Origin of the sequence: Gordonia sp. CPCC 205515 (assembly GCF_048537925.1) — a bacterium.
In the GTDB taxonomy this organism is placed as follows: Bacteria; Actinomycetota; Actinomycetes; order Mycobacteriales; family Mycobacteriaceae; genus Gordonia.
In genome coordinates this window covers 62,187-80,445 of sequence record NZ_JBCLVJ010000008.1, presented here as the reverse complement: position 1 = coordinate 80,445, position 18,259 = coordinate 62,187, and the positions used below count along the sequence as shown (strand labels likewise).

The following is an 18,259-nucleotide window of genomic DNA, read 5'->3' as shown; positions in this document are numbered from 1 at the left end:
GCGACCTCATTTCGGCTGTGCATCGCTGGTCAGCGCAGCGCGGCCTCGACGGCATCGCGGGTGCGGGTGAACTCGGCCTGCAGAGCACCGAGGTCCGGGCCGACGCGCAGTACGCCACGACTGGACGCGGGCAGCACCCAGGCGCGGTCCGCGCCGGCGAACACGTCGGGCAGGTCGTGCGGGGTGGCGCCCTGCGCGCCCAGGCCGGGCGAGAGGATCGGGCCGCCGAGACCGGACAGGTCGAGGCCGTGCGCGCGGGTGGCGCCGACGACGAGACCCAGCGTCGCGGTGCCGTCGGCGTTCTCCACCCCGGCGGCATCGACGATGGATTGCGCGACGCTCTGGTCGCCGGCGTCCGCCAACTGCACCCCGGCACCCTCCGGATTGGAGGTACGGGCGAGGACGAACACGCCACGGTCGCCCGCACGGGCCGCGTCGATGGCCGGGTTCAGCGATCCGAACCCGAGGTACGGGGAGGCGGTGACGGCGTCCGAGCAGAGCGGTGAGCGGTCATCGAGCCAGGCCGTGGCGTAGGCGGCCATCGTGGAGCCGATGTCGCCGCGTTTGGCGTCGGCGAGCACCAGCGCACCGGCCTCCTGACAGCCGGCGATGACGCGTTCGAGGACGGCGAATCCGGCGGACCCGAACACCTCGAAGAACGCGACCTGCGGCTTGATCACCGCGGCTACCGGGCCGAGCGCCTCTACGCAGATGTCGGCGAAGCGGGCGAGGCCGTCGGCGGAGACCGGCAGCCCCCACTGTTCGAGGAGTTCGGCGTGCGGGTCGATGCCGGCGCACAACCGGCCGCGCTGTTCGACGGCGGTCCGGTAGCGGCCGGCGAACCCGGTCATCGTCGATTCACCAGCACCGCGTGCCGCCGCTGGAGCGACTCGACGGAGATGTCCTTGTTCAGGGCCGCTTCGATGCCCTGCACCGCGGCGCTCGCCCCCTGCACGGTGGTGATGCAGGGGATGTTCACCGAAACTGCGGCGCTGCGGATCTCGTAGCCGTCGACGCGTGGACCGGAGTTGCCGTACGGGGTGTTGATCACCATCGACACCTCGCCGGCCCGGATGATGTCGACGATCGTCGACACCCCCTCGGCCGCCTCGAAGTGCTTGCGCACCGTGCGACAGTGAATACCGTTGCGGCGCAGCACGTCCGCGGTGCCCTCGGTGGCCAGGATCTCGAACCCGAGATCGGCGAGGTGCTTGACCGGGAAGATCAGCGCGCGCTTGTCCTTGTTCGCGACCGACACGAACACCGCTCCCGAGGTGGGCAGCGAGCCGTAGGCCGCGGTCTGCGACTTGGCGAACGCACGGCCGAAGTCGGCGTCGATGCCCATCACCTCACCGGTGGACTTCATCTCCGGGCTCAGCAGCGAATCGACGCCGGTGCCGTCGTGGCGGCGGAATCGGTTGAACGGCAACACCGCTTCCTTCACCGCGATCGGCGCCTCGGCCGGGGTCTCCCCACCATCGCCGGTCGCGGGCAGCACACCCTGTTCGCGCAGTTCGGCGATCGAGGTACCCAGCATCACCCGGGCGCAGGCCTTGGCCAGCTGCACCGCGGTCGCCTTGGAGACGAACGGCACGGTGCGACTCGCCCGTGGATTCGCTTCCAGCACATAGAGGACGTCGTCCTTGAGGGCGTACTGCACGTTGAGCAGCCCACGCACCCCGATGCCCTTCGCGAGGGCCTCGGTGGACTCGCGCACCATCGCCAGATCCGACCGGCCGAGGGTGACCGGCGGCAGCGCGCACGCCGAGTCGCCGGAGTGGATGCCGGCCTCCTCGATGTGCTCCATCACGCCGCCGAGGTAGACCTCGGTGCCGTCGCACAGCGCGTCGACGTCGATCTCCACCGCGTCCTCGAGGAACCGGTCGACCAGCACGGGGTGATCGGGGGTGAGTTCGGTGGCGCGAGAGATGTAGTCGGCCAACGATTTCTCGTCGTAGACGATCTCCATGCCGCGACCGCCGAGCACGTAGGACGGCCGCACCAACACCGGGTAGCCGATGCGCGCCGCGGTGTCGCGGGCCTCGTCGAAGCTGGTGGCGGTGCCGAACGCGGGGGCGGGCAGTCCGGCTGCGGTGAGGACCTTGCCGAACTCGCCGCGGTCCTCGGCGAGGTCGATGGCCTCTGGGCTGGTACCGACGATGGGCACGCCGGCGGCGGCCAGACGATGCGCGAGGCCCAGCGGGGTCTGCCCGCCGAGCTGCACGATCACGCCGACGACATTGCCCGACTGCGATTCCGCGAGGTAGACCTCGAGGACGTCCTCGAAGGTCAGCGGCTCGAAGTAGAGGCGGTCGGCGGTGTCGTAGTCGGTGGACACGGTCTCCGGGTTGCAGTTGACCATGATGGTCTCGTAGCCGACCTCGGACAGCGTGATCGCCGCGTGCACGCAGGAGTAGTCGAACTCGATGCCCTGCCCGATGCGGTTCGGCCCGGAGCCGAGGATCAGCACCTTGGGCCGATCCGGTTGCGGCGCAACCTCACTGGTGGCCGCCGGATCGAGTTCGTAGGTCGAGTAGTGATATGGGGTCTTGGCCTCGAACTCCGCGGCGCAGGTGTCGACGGTCTTGAAGACCGGATGCACGCCGAGTTCGGTGCGCAGCGCGCGGACCGCGGCCTCGTCGTCGAGATCGGCACGCAGCGCCGCGATCTGGCGATCGGAGAAGCCCGACGACTTGGCCTGGCGCAGCAACGACTCGTCGAGGACATCGGCGTCGCGGATATCGGTACCGAGCGCACCGATGGCGCCGATCTCGGCGAGGAACCACGGGTCGATGGCGGTGGCGTCGTAGAGCTGTTCCACGGTGGCACCGGCGTCGAAGGCCAGCATGATGCCGTAGAGCCGGCCGTCCTTCGGGGTCGCCAATTCGGTGAGCAGCGCGTCGAGGTCGACCGTCGACCGGTCGGGGCGGTTGGCCTCGGTCCAGAACCCGGCAGCCTTGGTCTCCAGTGATCGCATGACCTTGCCGAGGGCCTCGGCGAAGCTACGTCCCAGCGACATCGCCTCGCCGACCGACTTCATGGTGGTGGTCAGTGTGTCGTCGGCGCCGGGGAACTTCTCGAACGCGAACCGCGGGGCCTTGACCACCACGTAGTCCAGCGTCGGCTCGAAGCAGGCCGGGGTTTCCTTGGTGATGTCGTTGACGATCTCGTCGAGGCTGTAGCCGATGGCGAGTTTCGCGGCGATCTTGGCGATCGGGAATCCGGTTGCCTTGGAGGCCAAGGCGGACGAGCGGGAGACACGCGGGTTCATCTCGATGACGACGAGCCGGCCGTCGCGCGGGTCCTGCGCGAACTGGATGTTGCAGCCGCCGGTGTCGACGCCGACCTCGCGCAGGATGTCGATCGAGAGATCACGCATAATCTGGTATTCGCGGTCGGTGAGCGTCATCGCCGGGGCGACGGTGACCGAGTCGCCGGTGTGCACGCCGACCGGGTCGACGTTCTCGATGGAGCAGACGACCACGACGTTGTCGCGGTTGTCGCGCATCAGCTCGAGCTCGTATTCCTTCCACCCGAGGATCGATTCCTCGATGAGGACGTTGGCGGTCGGCGATGCCGCGAGGCCACCGCCGGCGATGCGTTCGAGGTCGGTCTCGTCATACGCCATCCCGGAGCCGAGTCCGCCCATGGTGAACGACGGCCGCACGACGACGGGATAGCCGAGTTCGGCGACGGTTGCGCGGACTTCGTCCATGGTGTGGCAGACGGCCGAGCGGGCGCTCTCGCCACCGACCTTGGCGACGATGTCCTTGAACATCTGCCGGTCCTCGCCGCGCTGGATGGCGTCGAAGTCGGCGCCGATCAGTTCGATGTCGTATTTCTCGAGCGAGCCCCGGTCGTGCAGTGCGACAGCGGTGTTCAGTGCCGTCTGGCCGCCGAGGGTGGCGAGCACCGCGTCGATGGGGTGGCCGGCGTCGCGTTCGGCCTCGATCACCTTCTCCACGTATTCGGCGGTGATGGGTTCGATGTAGGTGGCGTCGGCGAACTCCGGGTCGGTCATGATGGTCGCCGGGTTGGAGTTGACCAGGCTCACGCGTAGGCCTTCGGCCTTGAGCACGCGGCACGCCTGCGTGCCGGAGTAGTCGAACTCGCAGGCCTGGCCGATGACGATCGGGCCGGACCCGATGACCAGGACGTGGGAGAGGTCGGTACGGCGTGGCATCAGGCCCCCGTTCCGTTCGTCCCCTGCATGAGGGTGACGAACTTGTCGAAGAGATAGGCGGCGTCGTGCGGGCCGGCCGCGGCCTCGGGGTGGTATTGGACCGAGAAGGCCTGTCCGGAGACGAGTTCCACGCCCTCGACGACGCCGTCGTTGGCGCAGACGTGGCTGACGCGGGCGCGACCGAAATCGGAGTCGAACTCCTCACCGGCCTCCCCCTCGAGCGCGAACCCGTGATTCTGGGCAGTGATCGACACCTTGCCGGTGGCCGCGTCGATGACCGGGATGTTGATGCCGCGGTGACCGAACTTCATCTTGTAGGTGCCGCGGCCCAGTGCACGGCCGAGGATCTGGTTGCCGAAGCAGATGCCGAAGAGCGGGAGTCCTTCGCCGAGCACGCCTTTGGTCAGGTCGACCATGGCGTCGGCGGTGGCGGGGTCGCCCGGCCCGTTGGACAGGAACACGCCGTCGGGTTTCAGGTCGGTGATGGCGTCGAGTCCGACCGTCGACGGCAGCACATGCACCCGCACGCCGCGTTCGGCGAACATCCGGGGGGTATTGGTCTTGATCCCGAGATCCAGTGCCGCGACGGTGAACCGCGTTTCGCCCTCGGGCTCGATGACGTACCCGGCGTCGGTGGTGACCTCGCCGGCCAGGTTGGCGCCCTTCATCTCCGGCTGATTCCGCACGCGCGCAACGAGTTCCTCGTCGTCGCCGAGTGCGGCACCGGAGAACACACCTGCCCGCATGGAGCCGTGGTCGCGCAGGATGCGCACCACGGTGCGGGTGTCGATCCCGGCGATGCCGACGATGCCCTGTCGCTGCAGCTCCTCCTCGAGGGAGGTGGTCGCCCGCCAGTTCGACACGCGGCGTGTGGGATTGCGCACGGCGTAGCCGGCGACCCAGATCTTTCCGCCGTGACTTTCGTCATCCTCGTCGTTCCAGCCGGTGTTGCCGATCTGCGGCGCGGTGGCCACCACGATCTGCCGGTGATAACTCGGATCGGTGAGGGTCTCCTGATAGCCGGTCATCGCGGTGCAGAACACCGCCTCACCGAGCGTCTCGCCGACCGCGCCGAACGGCAGTCCCCGGAAGACCTGCCCGTTCTCCAGCACGAGAACCGCTGTGCTCATTGCTCTTTCCCTTCGAAACCCGAGACCCAGCCCGGATAGATGCTCTTGTCGTCGGCGCGCAGGCCGGAGTCGATCTCGGTGCCCGACGGCAGGACCCAGCGGATGACGAGGACGCCGTCGGCGGTCATCACCTTGCCCGCCAGGCCGCGTTCGGTGCGGACCGCGGTGATCGACGACCGCGGAATCCAGATGTCGGAGGCGCCTTGCCGGTCGATGAGGATGCCGTCGGAGTACGCCGACATGGCGGCGGCGGCGCGATCGCCGAAGTCGCCTACCGCGATCCGGTCCTGCCAGCTCGGCGCGAGGGTGCTGCCGACGTAGAGGCCGGTGTCCGGGCCGATCGTGGGCTCCCCCAATTGCTCGGGCACCGAGGGGAAGTCGCCGATGGTCTCGGCCTGCCGCCGGCCGCGGTTGCGCCAACCGCGCAGCGCGAGGGCGATGAGACCGGCCCACACCAGCACCACGACAACCAGCACGATGAGTTCGAATCCGCTCATCGGGTGACCTCGCCGTCGCGAGCGGTGACGACGCCGCGCAGGACGGTGGTGGTGACGGTGGCCGGCATGGTCATCGCCTCGTACGGGGTGTTGCTCGACAGGCTGGCCAGTTCCTTGCCCTCGACGACCCACGAGGTGTCCGGATCGATGAGGGTGAGGTTGCCCGGCTCCCCCACCGCGATCGGCCGGCCCTGGTCGGTGAGACCGACGATCTGCGCGGGCCGCTCACTCATCACGCGGGCGACGCCGTGCCAGTCGAGCAGGCCGGGATTGACCATGGTGTCCACGATGATCGGCAGTGCGGTCTGCAGGCCGAGCATGCCGGGGCGGGCGATGGCGAACTCGCATGCCTTCTCCTGCGCCGCGTGCGGGGCGTGATCGGTTGCCACACAATCGATCACCCCGTCGGCCAAGGCCTGCCGCAGGGCCTGCTTGTCGCGTTCCTCACGCAGCGGCGGATTCACCTTGTTCACCGCGTCGTAGGTCGCCAGGCGCGAGTCGTCGAGCAGCAGGTGATGCGGGGTGACCTCGGCGCTGATCGCGATGCCCTGTCCCCGGGCCCAGCGCAGCAGTTCGACGGTGCCCTCGGTCGACGCGTGGCAGATGTGCACGCGGGTGCCGGCGTCACGCGCCAGCAGCGCGTCGCGGATGACGATGGATTCCTCGGCGGCCCGCGGCCAGCCGGTGAGGCCGAGGCGAGATGCGTTGGGGCCCTCGTGGGCGATCGCACCGACGGTCAGCCGCGGCTCTTCGGCATGCTGCGCGATGAGCACGTCGAGGCTCTTCGCGTACTCGAGGGCGCGGCGCATGAGCAGCGGGTCGTCGACGCATTTGCCGTCGTCGCTGAACATCCGGACGCCGGCGACCCCGGCGTTCATCATGCCCATCTCGGCGAGCTGTTTGCCCTCGAGTCCGACGGTGACCGCGCCGACGGGGTGCACATCGACGAGGCCGATGTCGCGGCCGGTGCGCCAGACGTTGTCGGTGATGGTGGAGTTGTCGGCGACCGGGTTGGTGTTGGCCATCGCGAAGACCGCGGTGTAGCCGCCGAGCGCCGCGGCGGCCGAGCCGGTGCGGATGGTCTCGGTGTCCTCGCGGCCGGGTTCGCGCAGGTGGGTGTGCAGGTCGACGAAGCCGGGCAGGGCGATCGCTCCGCCGCCGGCGACGGTGTCCACCCCGTCGGGCGCGGTGAGCCCGGCGCCGATCTCGGTGATCTCGCCGTCGACGACGAGGATGTCGACCGGGTCGCCGTCGCCGTAGGGACGGACGTCGGTGAGCAGGATGGAACCGGTGGTCACTGGGATGCTCCTGAAGAGTCGGTGCCGACGAGCAGGCGGAAGAGCACCGCCATCCGCACATGTACGCCGTTGCGGACCTGTTCGAGCACGGTGGCGCGTGGCGAGTCGGCGACCGAGTAGCCGATCTCCATGCCGCGCAGCATCGGGCCCGGGTGCAGCACCACGGCGTTGTCGTCGAGCAGGGCGAGGCGGCGTTCGTTGAGGCCGTAGCGCACCGAGTATTCGCGGGAACTCGGGAAGAAGCCGCCGTTCATGCGTTCGGCCTGCACCCGCAGCATCATCACCGCGTCCACCGCGGCGAGTTCGGCGTCGAGGTCGGACGAGACCGTCACCGGCCACTCCTCCACCCCCACCGGCAGCAGCGTGGTCGGCGCGACGAGCACCACCTCGGCGCCGAGGGTGGCGAGCAGGTGGGCGTTGGAGCGGGCGACGCGCGAGTGCAGGATGTCGCCGACGATCGCGATCCGACGACCCTTCAGCGAGCCGAGCCGCTGCCGCAACGTCAGCGCGTCGAGCAGCGCCTGGGTGGGATGCTCGTGCATGCCGTCACCGGCGTTGATGATCGATGGCCCGCCGACCTCGCCGGCCGCGTCGATCTCGGCGGTCCATTCGGCGATCTGGTGGGCCGCGCCCGACGCGGGATGCCGCACGATCAGTGCGTCGGCACCGGCAGCGCGCAGAGTTTTCGCGGTGTCCCGCAACGACTCTCCCTTACCGGCCGAGCTGGACGAGGCGCTGACGTTGATCACGTCGGCGCTCATCCACTTGCCCGCGACCTCGAAGGACACCCGGGTGCGCGTGGAGTTCTCGTAGAAGACGGTCATCACGGTGCGGCCGCGCAGCGTCGGCAGCTTGCGCACCTCGCGTCCGGTCAGCGCCTGCTCGAAGCGTTCGGCCTCGTCGAGAAGTCCGGTCGCGTCGTCGAAGGACAGATCCTGGGTGGAGAGCAGATGTCGCATCACTGCACCTCTTTTCCGCTCAGGACGACCTCGTCGACCCCGTCCTGTTCGACCAGGTGCACCGCGACATTCTCCTCACGGGAGGTGGGGATGTTCTTGCCGACGTAGTCGGCGCGCAGCGGCAGTTCGCGGTGCCCGCGGTCGACGAGGACCGCGAGCTGGACCGCGGATGGGCGACCGAGATCACGCAGGGCGTCGAGGGCGGCGCGGACGGTGCGGCCGGAGAAGAGGACGTCGTCGACGAGAATGACCACCGCGTTGTCGACGCCCCCGGCGGGGACCACGGTCCGCTCGAGGGGGCGATGCGGTTTGGCCCGCAGATCGTCGCGGTAGAGGGTGATGTCGAGATATCCGACCGGCACCTCGGTGCCGGCGAACTCATTGATCTTCTCCGCCAGTCGCTCCGCGAGAAATGTTCCGCGAGTGGGGATTCCGATGATCACGACACGGGGTGCGTCCGGGGAGTCCAAGGCGGTCTTCTCGATCACCTGATGGGCCACCCGGGCAATGGTGCGTGCGACGTCAGAAGCGTCGAGCAGCACACGTTCGGCCACGCGGACCTCCTTCTCCGCCTCGCCGGACGGATCGTTAAAGGATGTCTGTCTCGCCCAGACACTCTACACGCGCCGACGAGATCGGCGACAATCGAAGAAGTGAATGACGCCGAGCGAACTCCCCGCATCGCCGATCGACTGATCGCCGAACGGCGCGATCGGAGTGCGCTCGTCGGACGCCGCGGTGAACTCGCCGTCGTGGCGCGACTGCTCGACGACCCCGACGGCCCCGCGGTGCTCTACCTCCACGGGCCGGGTGGCGTCGGCAAGAGTTGCCTGGTCCGGGCGGCCGAATCGCTGGCGACCGAACGAGGTCGGGCATGCTGCTTCGTCGACGGCACCGACATCGGCGCCCAACGCAGCGAGGTCCTACGTGCCCTGCGGGAGACGGACGGACTCACCGCCGACGGCGTCCTGATCATCGACACGTTCGAGGCCGTCGGGTCGCTCGAGCGGTGGATCCGTGACGAGTTCCTCCCCGGACTGCCCGCCGACTGCCGCGTGATCCTGGCCGGCCGTCACCCGCCCGCGCCGCAGTGGCGGCGGGACCCCGCCTGGCGTCGACTGTTCGTCGAACTGCCGCTGCGCAACCTCGACCCCGAGGATGCCGTCGAGTTGCTGCACCGCGCGGGTGTACCCGACGACGCGGCCGATTCTCTCGCGACGCAAACCTATGGTCATCCACTGGCCCTCACCATCGCCGCCGACACCTATGGGGCGGGTAGCGCCGCGCCCGCCCTGCCGTCGCTGCTCGGCAATCCGGACGTCGTGAAACAGCTCCTCGCCGCCTTCGTCGACGAGGTGCAGACACCGCAGCAGCGGGCCGGGTTGCATGTCTGCGGCCACGCGCGCCGGGTCGACCGGGCGCTGCTGCGCGACGTTCTCGACCTGGACGACGGTCACGCCGACGACCTACTGACCTGGTTGCGCGACCGCCCGTACGCCGTCGCGCATCCCGACGGCCTCACGCTGCACGACCTGGTCCGCGACGCGCTCGACGCCGACCTGCGCTGGCGTGACCGGCAGGCCTTCGGTGACCTGCACCGGCGGATCCGCCGGGTTGTCGTGCAACGGATGCGTCGGTCCGACGGTCTTGCCTATCACCGGGCCGCCGCCGATCTGTTGTTCCTGCACCGCAACAACCCGGTGACCGCATCGCTGTTCTCCTACGACGACCTCGGGTCGATGTCGGCAAACCTCGTCGGACCCGACGATGCCGCCGACGTGCGGGCGATCTTCGAGAGGGCCGAGTCGCCGCTGCGGGCGCAGTGGGCCGTCCAGTGCGCACAAGCGCTGCCCGAGAAGTGCTACCTGATCCGCGATGACGCCGATACTCCCTGTGGAGCAGTGGTTTTCGCTCGCCTCGACGAGTCCGGCAGGTTCCGCGCAACCGATCCGGTGTCCACTCGGATCTGCGCTGAACTGTCCACCCTCCGGCCTGCCGAGGCCGGCGAGGTGATGCTGCATCAGATGGCCGCCGACGCTCAGGGCCTCGACGCCCTCGGGCCGGTCTCCAACATCGTCGCCGAGGTGTCGATGCGGGAGTGGGCGTCGCCAGGACTCGGCTGGGTGGCGATCTCTTCGACCCGCGGCGACTTGTGGAGTCCTGTCTGGGACTACATCGGCTTCGCCGCCCTCACCGAACTCACGCTCGACGACGGCGCGACGGTCACCGTCTACGCGCGCGACTTTCTCCGCTGCCCGTTCGACGAGTGGTTGGGATCCTTGGCGGCCGCCGAGACCGGGGCGGCGCCGCCCACCAGCACCCCGATCGGTCGGGTGGCCCTGTGCCGCGCCGATTTCGACGCCGCGGTGCGCGAACTGCTGCGGGATCTCCATCAACCCGATCGCCTCCGGCACAGTCCGCTCGTCGGTTCCCGACTGGCGACGTCGGAGGATCGCAGCTCCCCCGACACCACGGACGCCGCCGCCGACCGACTGGTCGACGTCCTTCGCCACGCGCTGACCATCCTCGCCGACGACCCGCACTACGCGCGGGCCGAACGAGCCCTGGACCGCACCTTTGTCCACCCGGCCGGCAGCCAGGAACGGGCCGCCGAAGTGCTGGGCCTGGCCTTCAGCACCTACCGGCGGCATCTCGCCAAAGGCGTCGACCGGGTCGCCGAGGTGCTGTGGGACTGGGATCTGCGCGGCGTACCCGAACCGACCTGATAGCCCCGTTCTGATGAGCCCCGATGGACAGATAGTGGGCAGCTTCCGGTCTGGAGAGTGAGCACCGTCACACGGGACGGTGGACCGCACCACACACGGCACTCTCCCGGAGGTTCTCATGTCCCACGTGATCATCATCGGCGGCGGCATCGGCGGACTGCTCGCCGCGGCCGCGATGGCACCCCACGTCGATCGGCTGACGATCATCGAGCGCGATGTGCTCGACGACCGCCGCGGCGCTCGGCACGGCACCCCGCAGGCCGCACACGTCCACGGCCTCCTGACGTCCGGTCGGGAGTCGATCGAGACCCTGCTGCCCGGCATCACCGACGACCTCGTCGCCGCCGGCGCCCTCGGCGACGGCGACATCGGCGAGACCGGCCGGTGGTACATCGGCGGCGGACTGCTGACCGACTGCCGGCTGGGTCGTCGCGGGCTGGCGGTCTCGCGGCCTGCCCTGGAGGCACAGATCCGACGGCGGGTCCGCGCGCTACCGGGCGTCACGGTGCGCGACGGCATCGCGGTCACCGGACTGCGGGTGATCGACGACCGCGTCGTCGGCGTCGAGTTCCGCGGCACCGACGAACTGTCGGCCGATCTCGTCATCGACTCGTCCGGCCGTTCGGCGCATGCCCGACGGTGGTTGTCGGCGGCCGGTCTAGGAGTTCCCGACGACGACGTCATCCGCCTGAACTTGTGGTACTCGACGATCCAGATCCCTTATCAGACAAGCGATCTCGATGGACGACGCGTCGTCGTGTCGGCGCCGGTACCGCCCATCCCACGGGGCGGCGTGGCGATCGCGCAAGAGGACTCGACCTGGCGGATCACACTGTTCGGCTACGGCGAACGACCACCCACCGACGTCTCGGGACTGCGCGTCTACGCCCGCCGGATCGTCGCGCCCGAGATCGCGGCATTGCTCGACGAGCACGATCCGATCTCACAGACCGAGGTCTTCAGCATTCCGTCGAGCGGCCGCCGACACTTCGAGACCATGCCGGACAAACCGCGTGGGTACCTCGCGATCGCGGACGCCATCTGCAGTTTCGACCCGGCGTTCGGTCAAGGGATGAGCGTCGCCGCACTCCAGGCCGTGGAACTCGGCACCCTGTGCGGCCGATATCGACTCGACGACAAGCGCCTGGCCGACCACTGGTACCGGAACGCCGCCCGCATCACCGACCGGGCGTGGACCCTGACCGCCGGCGTCGACCTGGCGCTACCCGGGGTCACCGCGACGTTCGCGCCGCCGCCCGCATGGATCGGCAACTACGTCCGACGGGTGCAGCTCGCGGCCCGGCGGGACCCGGTGGTGTCGCGCGCGTTCCGGGAGGTCACGAACCTCGTGCGGCCGGCACCTAGTCTGCTGCGTCCTCAGATCGCGATCCGGACTCTCCTGCACTCTCGGCCGCCGCATCAATGGCCCCGCTCGCTACGCTCCCGGCGGCCGCCGCAGACCGCACCTGCGGCGCCAGCTCGGCGATCTTCGCCAGCACCCCGTTGACGAACGCGGGCGAATCGTCGGTGGACAGTTCTTTCGCGAGTTCGACGGCCTCGTCCACGATGACGACTTCGTCGACGTCGGTCGCGTTGAACAACTCCCACGTCGCCTGCCGCAGGATCGCGCGGTCGACGGCCGGCAGCCGTTCCAGCGTCCAGCCCCGCAGGTGCGAGGAGACGACGGCGTCGATCTGCGACTGATCCTCGGAGAGGCCCTCGATCACCCGTGCGGTGTAGTCGTGGATCTCACCGACGCTCTCGTCGGAGCGCACGTATTCGCGCCGCTCGGAGACCAGCTGGGCGGGGCTGACACCCTTGGCCTCGGCCTCGAACAGCAGGTCGACGGCGCGGCGCCGCGCCTTGTGTCGGGTTCCGGATTGTTTCACGGGAGGCAGGTCAGTTGACGCGGCCGAGGTAGCTGCCGTCGCGGGAGTCGACCTTCAGCTTGTCACCGGTATTGATGAACAGCGGCACCTGGATCTCCGTGCCGCTCTCCATGGTGGCGGGCTTGGTGCCGCCGGTGGAGCGATCACCCTGCAGACCGGGATCGGTGTGGGTGACCTCCATCTCGACGGTCACCGGAAGTTCGATGAACAGCGGGGTGCCGTCGTTGAGCGACACCTGCACGGTCATGTTCTCCAGCAGGAAGCGCGCGCCGTCGCCGACGATGGCCGGTGACAGCGAGTACTGCTCGTAGTCCTGTGCGTCCATGAACACGTAGTCGGTGCCGTCGTTGTAGAGGAAGGTCATATCGCGACGGTCGACGGTCGCGGTCTCCACCTTGACGCCGGCGTTGAAGGTCTTGTCGACGGTTTTGCCACTGAGCACGTTCTTGATCTTGGTGCGCACGAACGCCGGGCCCTTGCCGGGCTTGACGTGCTGGAACTCCAGGATCTGCCAGAGCTGATCGTCCATCCGCAGCACGAGGCCGTTCTTGAAATCGGCGGTACTCGCCATGTGTATCTCTTCCCTTACGTTCTGTTGCCCCGTCAGATGACGGTGAATGCCTTGTCGGTGGCGGTCAGCAGGTCCGGGGCGGTGTCGGTGACGATGAGGGTGTCCTCGATCCGGACGCCACCTCGGCCGGGGAGGTAGACGCCGGGCTCCACGGTGACCGCTGCGCCGCAAGGCAGTGTACCCGTCGCCAGCGCACCGATTCCCGGCGCTTCGTGTATCTGCAGGCCGACGCCGTGTCCGAGGCCGTGCACGTAGTGCTCGCCGTGCCCCGCATCGGCGATCACCGACCGCGCCGCGGCGTCGACCCCGCGCAGATCCGCACCCGGCTCGAGCGCCGCCCGTCCGGCGGCCTGGGCATCGGCGACCAGGTCATAGATCTCCCGCTGCCAGTCCGCGGCGCGGCCGAGCACGTAGGTGCGGGTCATGTCGGAGTGATAGCCGCCGACCACGGCCCCGAAATCGATCTTCACGAAGTCGCCGGTGGCCAGCACGTCGTCGGTGGGCCGGTGATGCGGGATCGCGGAGTTCGCGCCCGCGGCGACGATGGTCTCGAAGGCGATCGCGTCGGCCCCCAGGGCATACATCTCCCACTCCAGCGTGCGGGCCACCTCCCGTTCGGTGGCGCCCGGCACGATCACGCCGCGGTCGATGATCGCGGCCAGCGCCCGGTCGCCGATGGCGCAGGCCTGCCGCAGCAACTCGACCTCGCCGGCGTCCTTGATCTCCCGGAGGCGCTGCACCAGGCCGGTCCGCCCGACCAGCTCCGGACCGGACCCCGCCTCCTCGAATCGCGCCAGCAGGGCCTCATGCTGGGCGACGGTGACCACGTCGGACTCGAAGCCGATCGTCGCACCACCCGAGTCGTGGGCCCGGTCGACGAGCTCCACGAGGCAGTTACGGGCGATGACGGCCGGCAGGTCGGGCGTCTGTTCGGCCACCTGGGTGAGGTAGCGGCCGTCGGTGCAGATGCGGTCCGAGCGCGGGTCGTCGGCCCAGATCAGGACCGCGGCGTTGGAACCGGTGAATCCGGTCAGGTAGCGGACGTTGACGAGATCGCTGATGACGATGGCGTCCACCGGCTGTTCTGCGGTGGCCAGGGCTTCCCGGACACGATCTCGTCGGGCACGGCAATCGCTGATCACGGGCGCGGGCGACATGCGCTAACGCTACCGTCTACCCGAACGTGTTCTAGGTTCGGCTACCCTGTCGGCATGTCTTCGTGGTTGCTGCGCGGTCTGACCATGACCATCGTGCACGTCATCGCCCGTGTCCTGCTGGGAATCGCCGTCGTCGAGGCGCCCCTGCACACCACCGCCTGGAAGACCATCGCCATCGCCGCGGTGGTCCTCGTCGCGCTGATCTGGGGTGGCATCGACGGCATCGCCGACGCCCGCGCCCATGAGGACCCCGACGACTACTCCGACCTCACCGTCCGCTGGCTGCAGGCCGGTTTGCTGGCCGGCCTGCTCTCCGGCATCGTCGGCTGGCTGCTGGGTAACTTCGTGTTCGCCGGGATCGGGCAGGCCAACCTGTTCGTCGAGGTCGTCGCCGGTGGTTCGTTCACCGCGCTGCTCATCTTCTTCCCCGCGTTCGTCGGTGTCGCGGTGGGCCGCTGGCTCACCCGCCGCCAGCAGCGCAAGGCCGATGCCGCCGATGATGACGACTGGTCGGTGCACCCCGAGCGCGACGAGACCGGGCACGTCGTCAGCAGCTAGAGCAGCACTCCGCCGGCCGGTTTCGGGTCGCCGGCGATGGCCGAATAGGCCGCCGCGATCAGCCCCGGATCGGGTCCCTCGAGCCGGCCCGGCTTGGCCAGCCCGTCGAGCACGACGAAACGCAGCACCCCGGACCGGTTCTTCTTGTCCCCGGCCATACCCTCCAGCAGGTCCGGGAGCGCGTCCGCGTCGTAGCTCGTGGGCAGCCCCACCAACTCGAGCACCCGGCGATGCCGGTCGGCGGTCTCGTCGTCGAGGCGTCCGGCCAGGCGGGCGAGTTCGGCGACGAACACCAGACCCACCGACACCGCGGCCCCGTGGCGCCAGCGGTAGCGTTCGCGGCGTTCGATGGCGTGGCCCATGGTGTGGCCGTAGTTGAGGATTTCGCGCAGCGAGGATTCCTTGAGGTCGGCGGACACGACGTCGGCCTTGACCTGCACGGATCGTCGGATCAGTTCCGGCAGCACCGAACCGGTGGGGTCGACGGCGGCGGCCGGATCGGCCTCGATCATGTCCAGGATGACCGGGTCGGCGATGAACCCGGTCTTGATGACCTCGGCCAGGCCGGCGATGACCTCGTTGCGCGGCACCGTCTCCAGGGTCGCGATGTCGATGAGCACCGCGTCGGGTTCGTGGAAGGAACCGACCAGATTCTTGCCGGCGTCGGTGTTGATGCCGGTCTTGCCGCCGACGGCCGCGTCGACCATCGCCAGCAGCGTCGTCGGGATGTGGATGACGCCGATGCCCCGCATCCAGGTGGCCGCGACGAAGCCGGCGAGGTCGGTGGCGGCACCGCCGCCGAGGCTGATCACCTTGTCGTTGCGTTTGAGTCCGATGCGGCCGCAGACGTCCCAGCAGAACGCCGCGACCGACAGGTCCTTACCCGCCTCGGCATCTGGGATCTCCACGCGATGCGCGTCAAAGCCCTTGTCCGCCAAGAACTCCCGGATCTGCTCGGCGGTCTGGGCGAGCGTGGGCTGATACAGGATGGCGACCCGGTCGGCGCCGGTGGCCGCCTCGGCGACCTCGCCGAGCAGGCCGCGGCCGATGACCACGTCGTACGGTGCGCCGGCGTTGACGCCGATGCGGATCGGTGCCGGGATCGATTCGGTCATGTGGTGGCAGCCCTTTCCGGGACGAGGGTGTCGGCGAGCAGTTCGATGACGACGTCGGCGACCGCTTCGGGGTCGCCGGCCGCCGCGTCGACGGCCATCGTGCCGACCCGGTGGTAGGTCTCGTCGCGTGCCTCGAGGAGTTCGCGGTAGCGCAGGTGCGGGTCGTCGCCGGCGATCAACGGGCGGTCGCTGTCCTTGACCCGCGCGAAGCCGCCGTCGGCGGTGATGCGAGGGTAGACGACGTGATGTCCGGCGAGGGCGTCGGCGACCGCCGGTGTCATCACCGAGCCGCCGCCGAGGGCGATCACGCCGGGGTGGGACCGCAGGACATCGATCACCACATCGCGTTCGATCTCGCGAAAGCGGTCGGCCCCATCGGTGGTGAAGATCTCCGGGATGGGACGGCCGTCGCGCCGAACGAGTTCGGAGTCGGTGTCGATGAAGTCGACCCCTAGCCGGCCGGCGACGATCCGGCCGACGGTCGATTTACCGGCCCCCATGAAGCCGATCAATACCACCACGGGTCGGCGTTTGCGCTCGCTGGTCATGACGCCGGGTGCGGGGGTCGCGCCTCGACGTGCTTGAGGTAGCCGGCGAGGTTCTCCGCGGTCTCGGCGGCCGAGTCGCCGCCGAACTTGTCGAGCGCAGCCTGCGCGAGGACCAGCGCGACCATCGCCTCGGCGACGACACCTGCGGCGGGCACCGCACACACGTCGGAGCGCTGATGGATGGCGACGGCTTCTTCGCCGGTCGACATGTCGACGGTGGACAGGGCGCGCGGCACGGTGGAGATCGGCTTCATCGCGGCTCGCACGCGGACGTCCTCGCCGTTGGTCATGCCGCCCTCGAGGCCACCGGCGCGGTTGGTGGAGCGCAGCACGCCGTCGGCGCCGGGCACCATCTCGTCGTGCGCCTGGCTCCCCCGACGACGGGCGGTGGTGAAGCCGTCGCCGACCTCGACGCCCTTGATCGCCTGGATGCCCATGAGTGCACCGGCCAGCCGTGCGTCGAGGCGGGTGTCGCCGCTGACGTGTGAGCCGAGGCCGACCGGTACACCGGTCGCGACGACCTCGACGACGCCGCCGAGGGTGTCGCCGTCCTTCTTGGCGGCCTCGATCTCGGCGATCATCTGTTCTTCGGAGTCCTTGGTGAACGCCCGGACGGGGCTCTCGTCGATCGCGGCGAGGTCGGTGTAGCGGGGTGCCGGGCCGTCGTAGGGGTCGCTGGCGCCGATGGAGATGACGTGCGAGAGCACCTCGATGCCGAACACCTGTCGCAGGAAGTTGCGGGCGACGGTACCGGCGGCGACGCGGGCCGCGGTCTCGCGGGCGCTCGCCCGTTCGAGGACCGGGCGGGCGTCGTCGAAGCCGTATTTGAGCATGCCGGAGTAGTCGGCGTGGCCGGGCCGCGGCCGGGTCAGCGGCGCGTTCCGGGCGCTGCCCTCGAGTTCGGCGGGGTCGACCGGGTCGGCGGCCATCACGGTTTCCCACTTGGGCCACTCCGAGTTGGCGATCTCCACGGCGACCGGTCCACCCATGGTGTGACCATGCCGCAGGCCACCGACAAGCGTGATCTTGTCGGCCTCGAACTTCATTCGAGCCCCGCGCCCGTAGCCGAGGCGACGGCGAGCGAGTTGTTCGGCGATGTCGGACGAGGTGATCTCCACTCCGGCGACCATCCCCTCGACGATGGCGACCAGGGCCGGGCCATGGGATTCTCCGGCAGTTATCCAGCGCAACACAGTGCTCAATTGTTCCATGCGCCCAACGGCAGCAGGCACACGGTCGCGGCGACCAGCGCGGGCGCATGCGGTAGGGGGCCCCGACGACGCAGTGCGGCATGCGCGAGTACCCCGAAAACCGCCGCGAGCAGCACCATGACCAGTCCGGTCGCCGCGTCGCCGAGCAGTCCGCCGAGCACGAAGGCGAGCTTGACGTCGCCGCCGCCGCCGAGCCCGGCGAACGCCGCTGCCAGGTACGGCAGCGCGGCGGTGAGCGCGGCGAGACCGATCGCGGGATGGATCGGTGTCATCGCGAGGGTGGCGACGATGCCCGGCCACAGCAGCGGCGTGGGTATACGACGGGTGTGCAGATCACCGACGGTGATGCGGGAGAGCCAGACCAGCACGATCCACAGCGACATGCATCGAGGGTGCCGCATATCCGGGCGGTCGCCG

Annotated in this window: 16 protein-coding genes; 2 read left to right on the top strand and 14 right to left on the bottom strand. The window is 69.3% G+C overall.

What is annotated here, in order from left to right; all coding sequences use genetic code 11:
* Positions 1-29 precede the first annotated feature (29 nt).
* From pyrF to pyrR, 7 genes are read right to left on the bottom strand one after another with little or no spacing between them, the layout of a single operon-like run.
* Complete coding sequence (pyrF, locus tag AAFP30_RS12420) at positions 30-851, bottom strand: orotidine-5'-phosphate decarboxylase (RefSeq protein ID WP_419230236.1); 822 nt, start codon at positions 849-851, stop codon at positions 30-32.
* Positions 848-4,183 carry a carbamoyl-phosphate synthase large subunit gene (gene carB, locus AAFP30_RS12415; protein WP_419230235.1) on the bottom strand — a complete coding sequence of 1,112 codons (3,336 nt, stop codon included), beginning with the start codon at positions 4,181-4,183 and terminating at the stop codon, positions 848-850. Before carB ends, pyrF begins: the two co-directional genes overlap by 4 nt.
* On the bottom strand, positions 4,183-5,313 hold the full coding sequence (carA, locus tag AAFP30_RS12410) for a glutamine-hydrolyzing carbamoyl-phosphate synthase small subunit (RefSeq protein ID WP_419230234.1): 1,131 nt from the start codon (positions 5,311-5,313) through the stop codon (positions 4,183-4,185). The genes carB and carA overlap by 1 nt, the downstream gene beginning before the upstream one ends.
* Positions 5,310-5,810: a transporter gene (locus tag AAFP30_RS12405; RefSeq protein ID WP_419230233.1), complete on the bottom strand. Its 501-nt coding sequence runs from the start codon at positions 5,808-5,810 to the stop codon at positions 5,310-5,312. Before AAFP30_RS12405 ends, carA begins: the two co-directional genes overlap by 4 nt.
* Positions 5,807-7,108, bottom strand: a complete 1,302-nt coding sequence (locus AAFP30_RS12400) for a dihydroorotase (protein ID WP_419230232.1) — start codon at positions 7,106-7,108, stop codon at positions 5,807-5,809. Before AAFP30_RS12400 ends, AAFP30_RS12405 begins: the two co-directional genes overlap by 4 nt.
* Positions 7,105-8,067: an aspartate carbamoyltransferase catalytic subunit gene (locus AAFP30_RS12395; RefSeq protein ID WP_419230231.1), complete on the bottom strand. Its 963-nt coding sequence runs from the start codon at positions 8,065-8,067 to the stop codon at positions 7,105-7,107. The genes AAFP30_RS12400 and AAFP30_RS12395 overlap by 4 nt, the downstream gene beginning before the upstream one ends.
* Positions 8,067-8,621, bottom strand: coding sequence for a bifunctional pyr operon transcriptional regulator/uracil phosphoribosyltransferase PyrR (pyrR, locus tag AAFP30_RS12390; protein ID WP_419230230.1), 555 nt, complete (start codon positions 8,619-8,621; stop codon positions 8,067-8,069). Before pyrR ends, AAFP30_RS12395 begins: the two co-directional genes overlap by 1 nt.
* 99 nt (positions 8,622-8,720) lie before the next feature.
* Between pyrR and AAFP30_RS12385 the strand changes: the two genes are divergently transcribed.
* Positions 8,721-10,793 carry a hypothetical protein gene (locus AAFP30_RS12385; protein ID WP_419230229.1) on the top strand — a complete coding sequence of 691 codons (2,073 nt, stop codon included), beginning with the start codon at positions 8,721-8,723 and terminating at the stop codon, positions 10,791-10,793.
* 1,361 nt (positions 10,794-12,154) lie between these two features.
* Here the strand turns inward: AAFP30_RS12385 and nusB are convergent.
* Genes nusB through AAFP30_RS12370 form a run of 3 tightly spaced genes read right to left on the bottom strand, consistent with a single transcriptional unit; the run spans position 12,155 to position 14,410 of the window.
* Positions 12,155-12,682, bottom strand: a complete 528-nt coding sequence (nusB, locus tag AAFP30_RS12380; RefSeq protein ID WP_419230228.1) for a transcription antitermination factor NusB — start codon at positions 12,680-12,682, stop codon at positions 12,155-12,157.
* A gap of 10 nt (positions 12,683-12,692) precedes the next feature.
* Positions 12,693-13,253 carry an elongation factor P gene (efp, locus tag AAFP30_RS12375; protein ID WP_419230227.1) on the bottom strand — a complete coding sequence of 187 codons (561 nt, stop codon included), beginning with the start codon at positions 13,251-13,253 and terminating at the stop codon, positions 12,693-12,695.
* 32 nt (positions 13,254-13,285) lie between these two features.
* On the bottom strand, positions 13,286-14,410 hold the full coding sequence (locus AAFP30_RS12370; RefSeq protein WP_419230226.1) for a M24 family metallopeptidase: 1,125 nt from the start codon (positions 14,408-14,410) through the stop codon (positions 13,286-13,288).
* A gap of 54 nt (positions 14,411-14,464) precedes the next feature.
* Here AAFP30_RS12370 and AAFP30_RS12365 point away from each other — a divergent pair, with 54 nt between their 5' ends.
* Positions 14,465-14,968 carry a B-4DMT family transporter gene (locus tag AAFP30_RS12365; RefSeq protein WP_419230225.1) on the top strand — a complete coding sequence of 168 codons (504 nt, stop codon included), beginning with the start codon at positions 14,465-14,467 and terminating at the stop codon, positions 14,966-14,968.
* Here AAFP30_RS12365 and aroB read toward each other — a convergent pair.
* From aroB to AAFP30_RS12345, 4 genes are read right to left on the bottom strand one after another with little or no spacing between them, the layout of a single operon-like run.
* Positions 14,965-16,083, bottom strand: coding sequence for a 3-dehydroquinate synthase (aroB, locus tag AAFP30_RS12360; RefSeq protein WP_419230224.1), 1,119 nt, complete (start codon positions 16,081-16,083; stop codon positions 14,965-14,967). The two genes, AAFP30_RS12365 and aroB, sit on opposite strands and share 4 nt — an antisense overlap.
* Positions 16,080-16,631 (bottom strand): shikimate kinase, encoded by a 552-nt coding sequence (locus AAFP30_RS12355; protein ID WP_419230223.1) that lies wholly within the window; start codon positions 16,629-16,631, stop codon positions 16,080-16,082. Before AAFP30_RS12355 ends, aroB begins: the two co-directional genes overlap by 4 nt.
* Entirely contained in the window at positions 16,628-17,842 is a 1,215-nt protein-coding gene (gene aroC / locus AAFP30_RS12350) for a chorismate synthase (RefSeq protein ID WP_419230222.1), read from the bottom strand. Before aroC ends, AAFP30_RS12355 begins: the two co-directional genes overlap by 4 nt.
* Positions 17,830-18,225 (bottom strand): prepilin peptidase, encoded by a 396-nt coding sequence (locus AAFP30_RS12345; protein WP_419230221.1) that lies wholly within the window; start codon positions 18,223-18,225, stop codon positions 17,830-17,832. The genes aroC and AAFP30_RS12345 overlap by 13 nt, the downstream gene beginning before the upstream one ends.
* Between the last annotated feature and the right edge of the window lie 34 nt (positions 18,226-18,259).

Excerpts from the sequence above, each read along its gene's own strand:
- pyrF (WP_419230236.1), bottom strand. The coding sequence starts at position 851 with ATGACCGGGTTCGCCGGCCGCTACCGGACCGCCGTCGAACAGCGCGGC.
- carB (WP_419230235.1), bottom strand. The coding sequence starts at position 4,183 with ATGCCACGCCGTACCGACCTCTCCCACGTCCTGGTCATCGGGTCCGGC.
- carA (WP_419230234.1), bottom strand. The coding sequence starts at position 5,313 with ATGAGCACAGCGGTTCTCGTGCTGGAGAACGGGCAGGTCTTCCGGGGA.
- AAFP30_RS12405 (WP_419230233.1), bottom strand. The coding sequence starts at position 5,810 with ATGAGCGGATTCGAACTCATCGTGCTGGTTGTCGTGGTGCTGGTGTGG.
- AAFP30_RS12395 (WP_419230231.1), bottom strand. The coding sequence starts at position 8,067 with ATGCGACATCTGCTCTCCACCCAGGATCTGTCCTTCGACGACGCGACC.
- efp (WP_419230227.1), bottom strand. The coding sequence starts at position 13,253 with ATGGCGAGTACCGCCGATTTCAAGAACGGCCTCGTGCTGCGGATGGAC.
- AAFP30_RS12370 (WP_419230226.1), bottom strand. The coding sequence starts at position 14,410 with ATGTCGCCCGCGCCCGTGATCAGCGATTGCCGTGCCCGACGAGATCGT.
- AAFP30_RS12365 (WP_419230225.1), top strand. The coding sequence starts at position 14,465 with ATGTCTTCGTGGTTGCTGCGCGGTCTGACCATGACCATCGTGCACGTC.
- aroB (WP_419230224.1), bottom strand. The coding sequence starts at position 16,083 with ATGACCGAATCGATCCCGGCACCGATCCGCATCGGCGTCAACGCCGGC.
- AAFP30_RS12355 (WP_419230223.1), bottom strand. The coding sequence starts at position 16,631 with ATGACCAGCGAGCGCAAACGCCGACCCGTGGTGGTATTGATCGGCTTC.
- aroC (WP_419230222.1), bottom strand. The coding sequence starts at position 17,842 with ATGGAACAATTGAGCACTGTGTTGCGCTGGATAACTGCCGGAGAATCC.
- AAFP30_RS12345 (WP_419230221.1), bottom strand. The coding sequence starts at position 18,225 with ATGTCGCTGTGGATCGTGCTGGTCTGGCTCTCCCGCATCACCGTCGGT.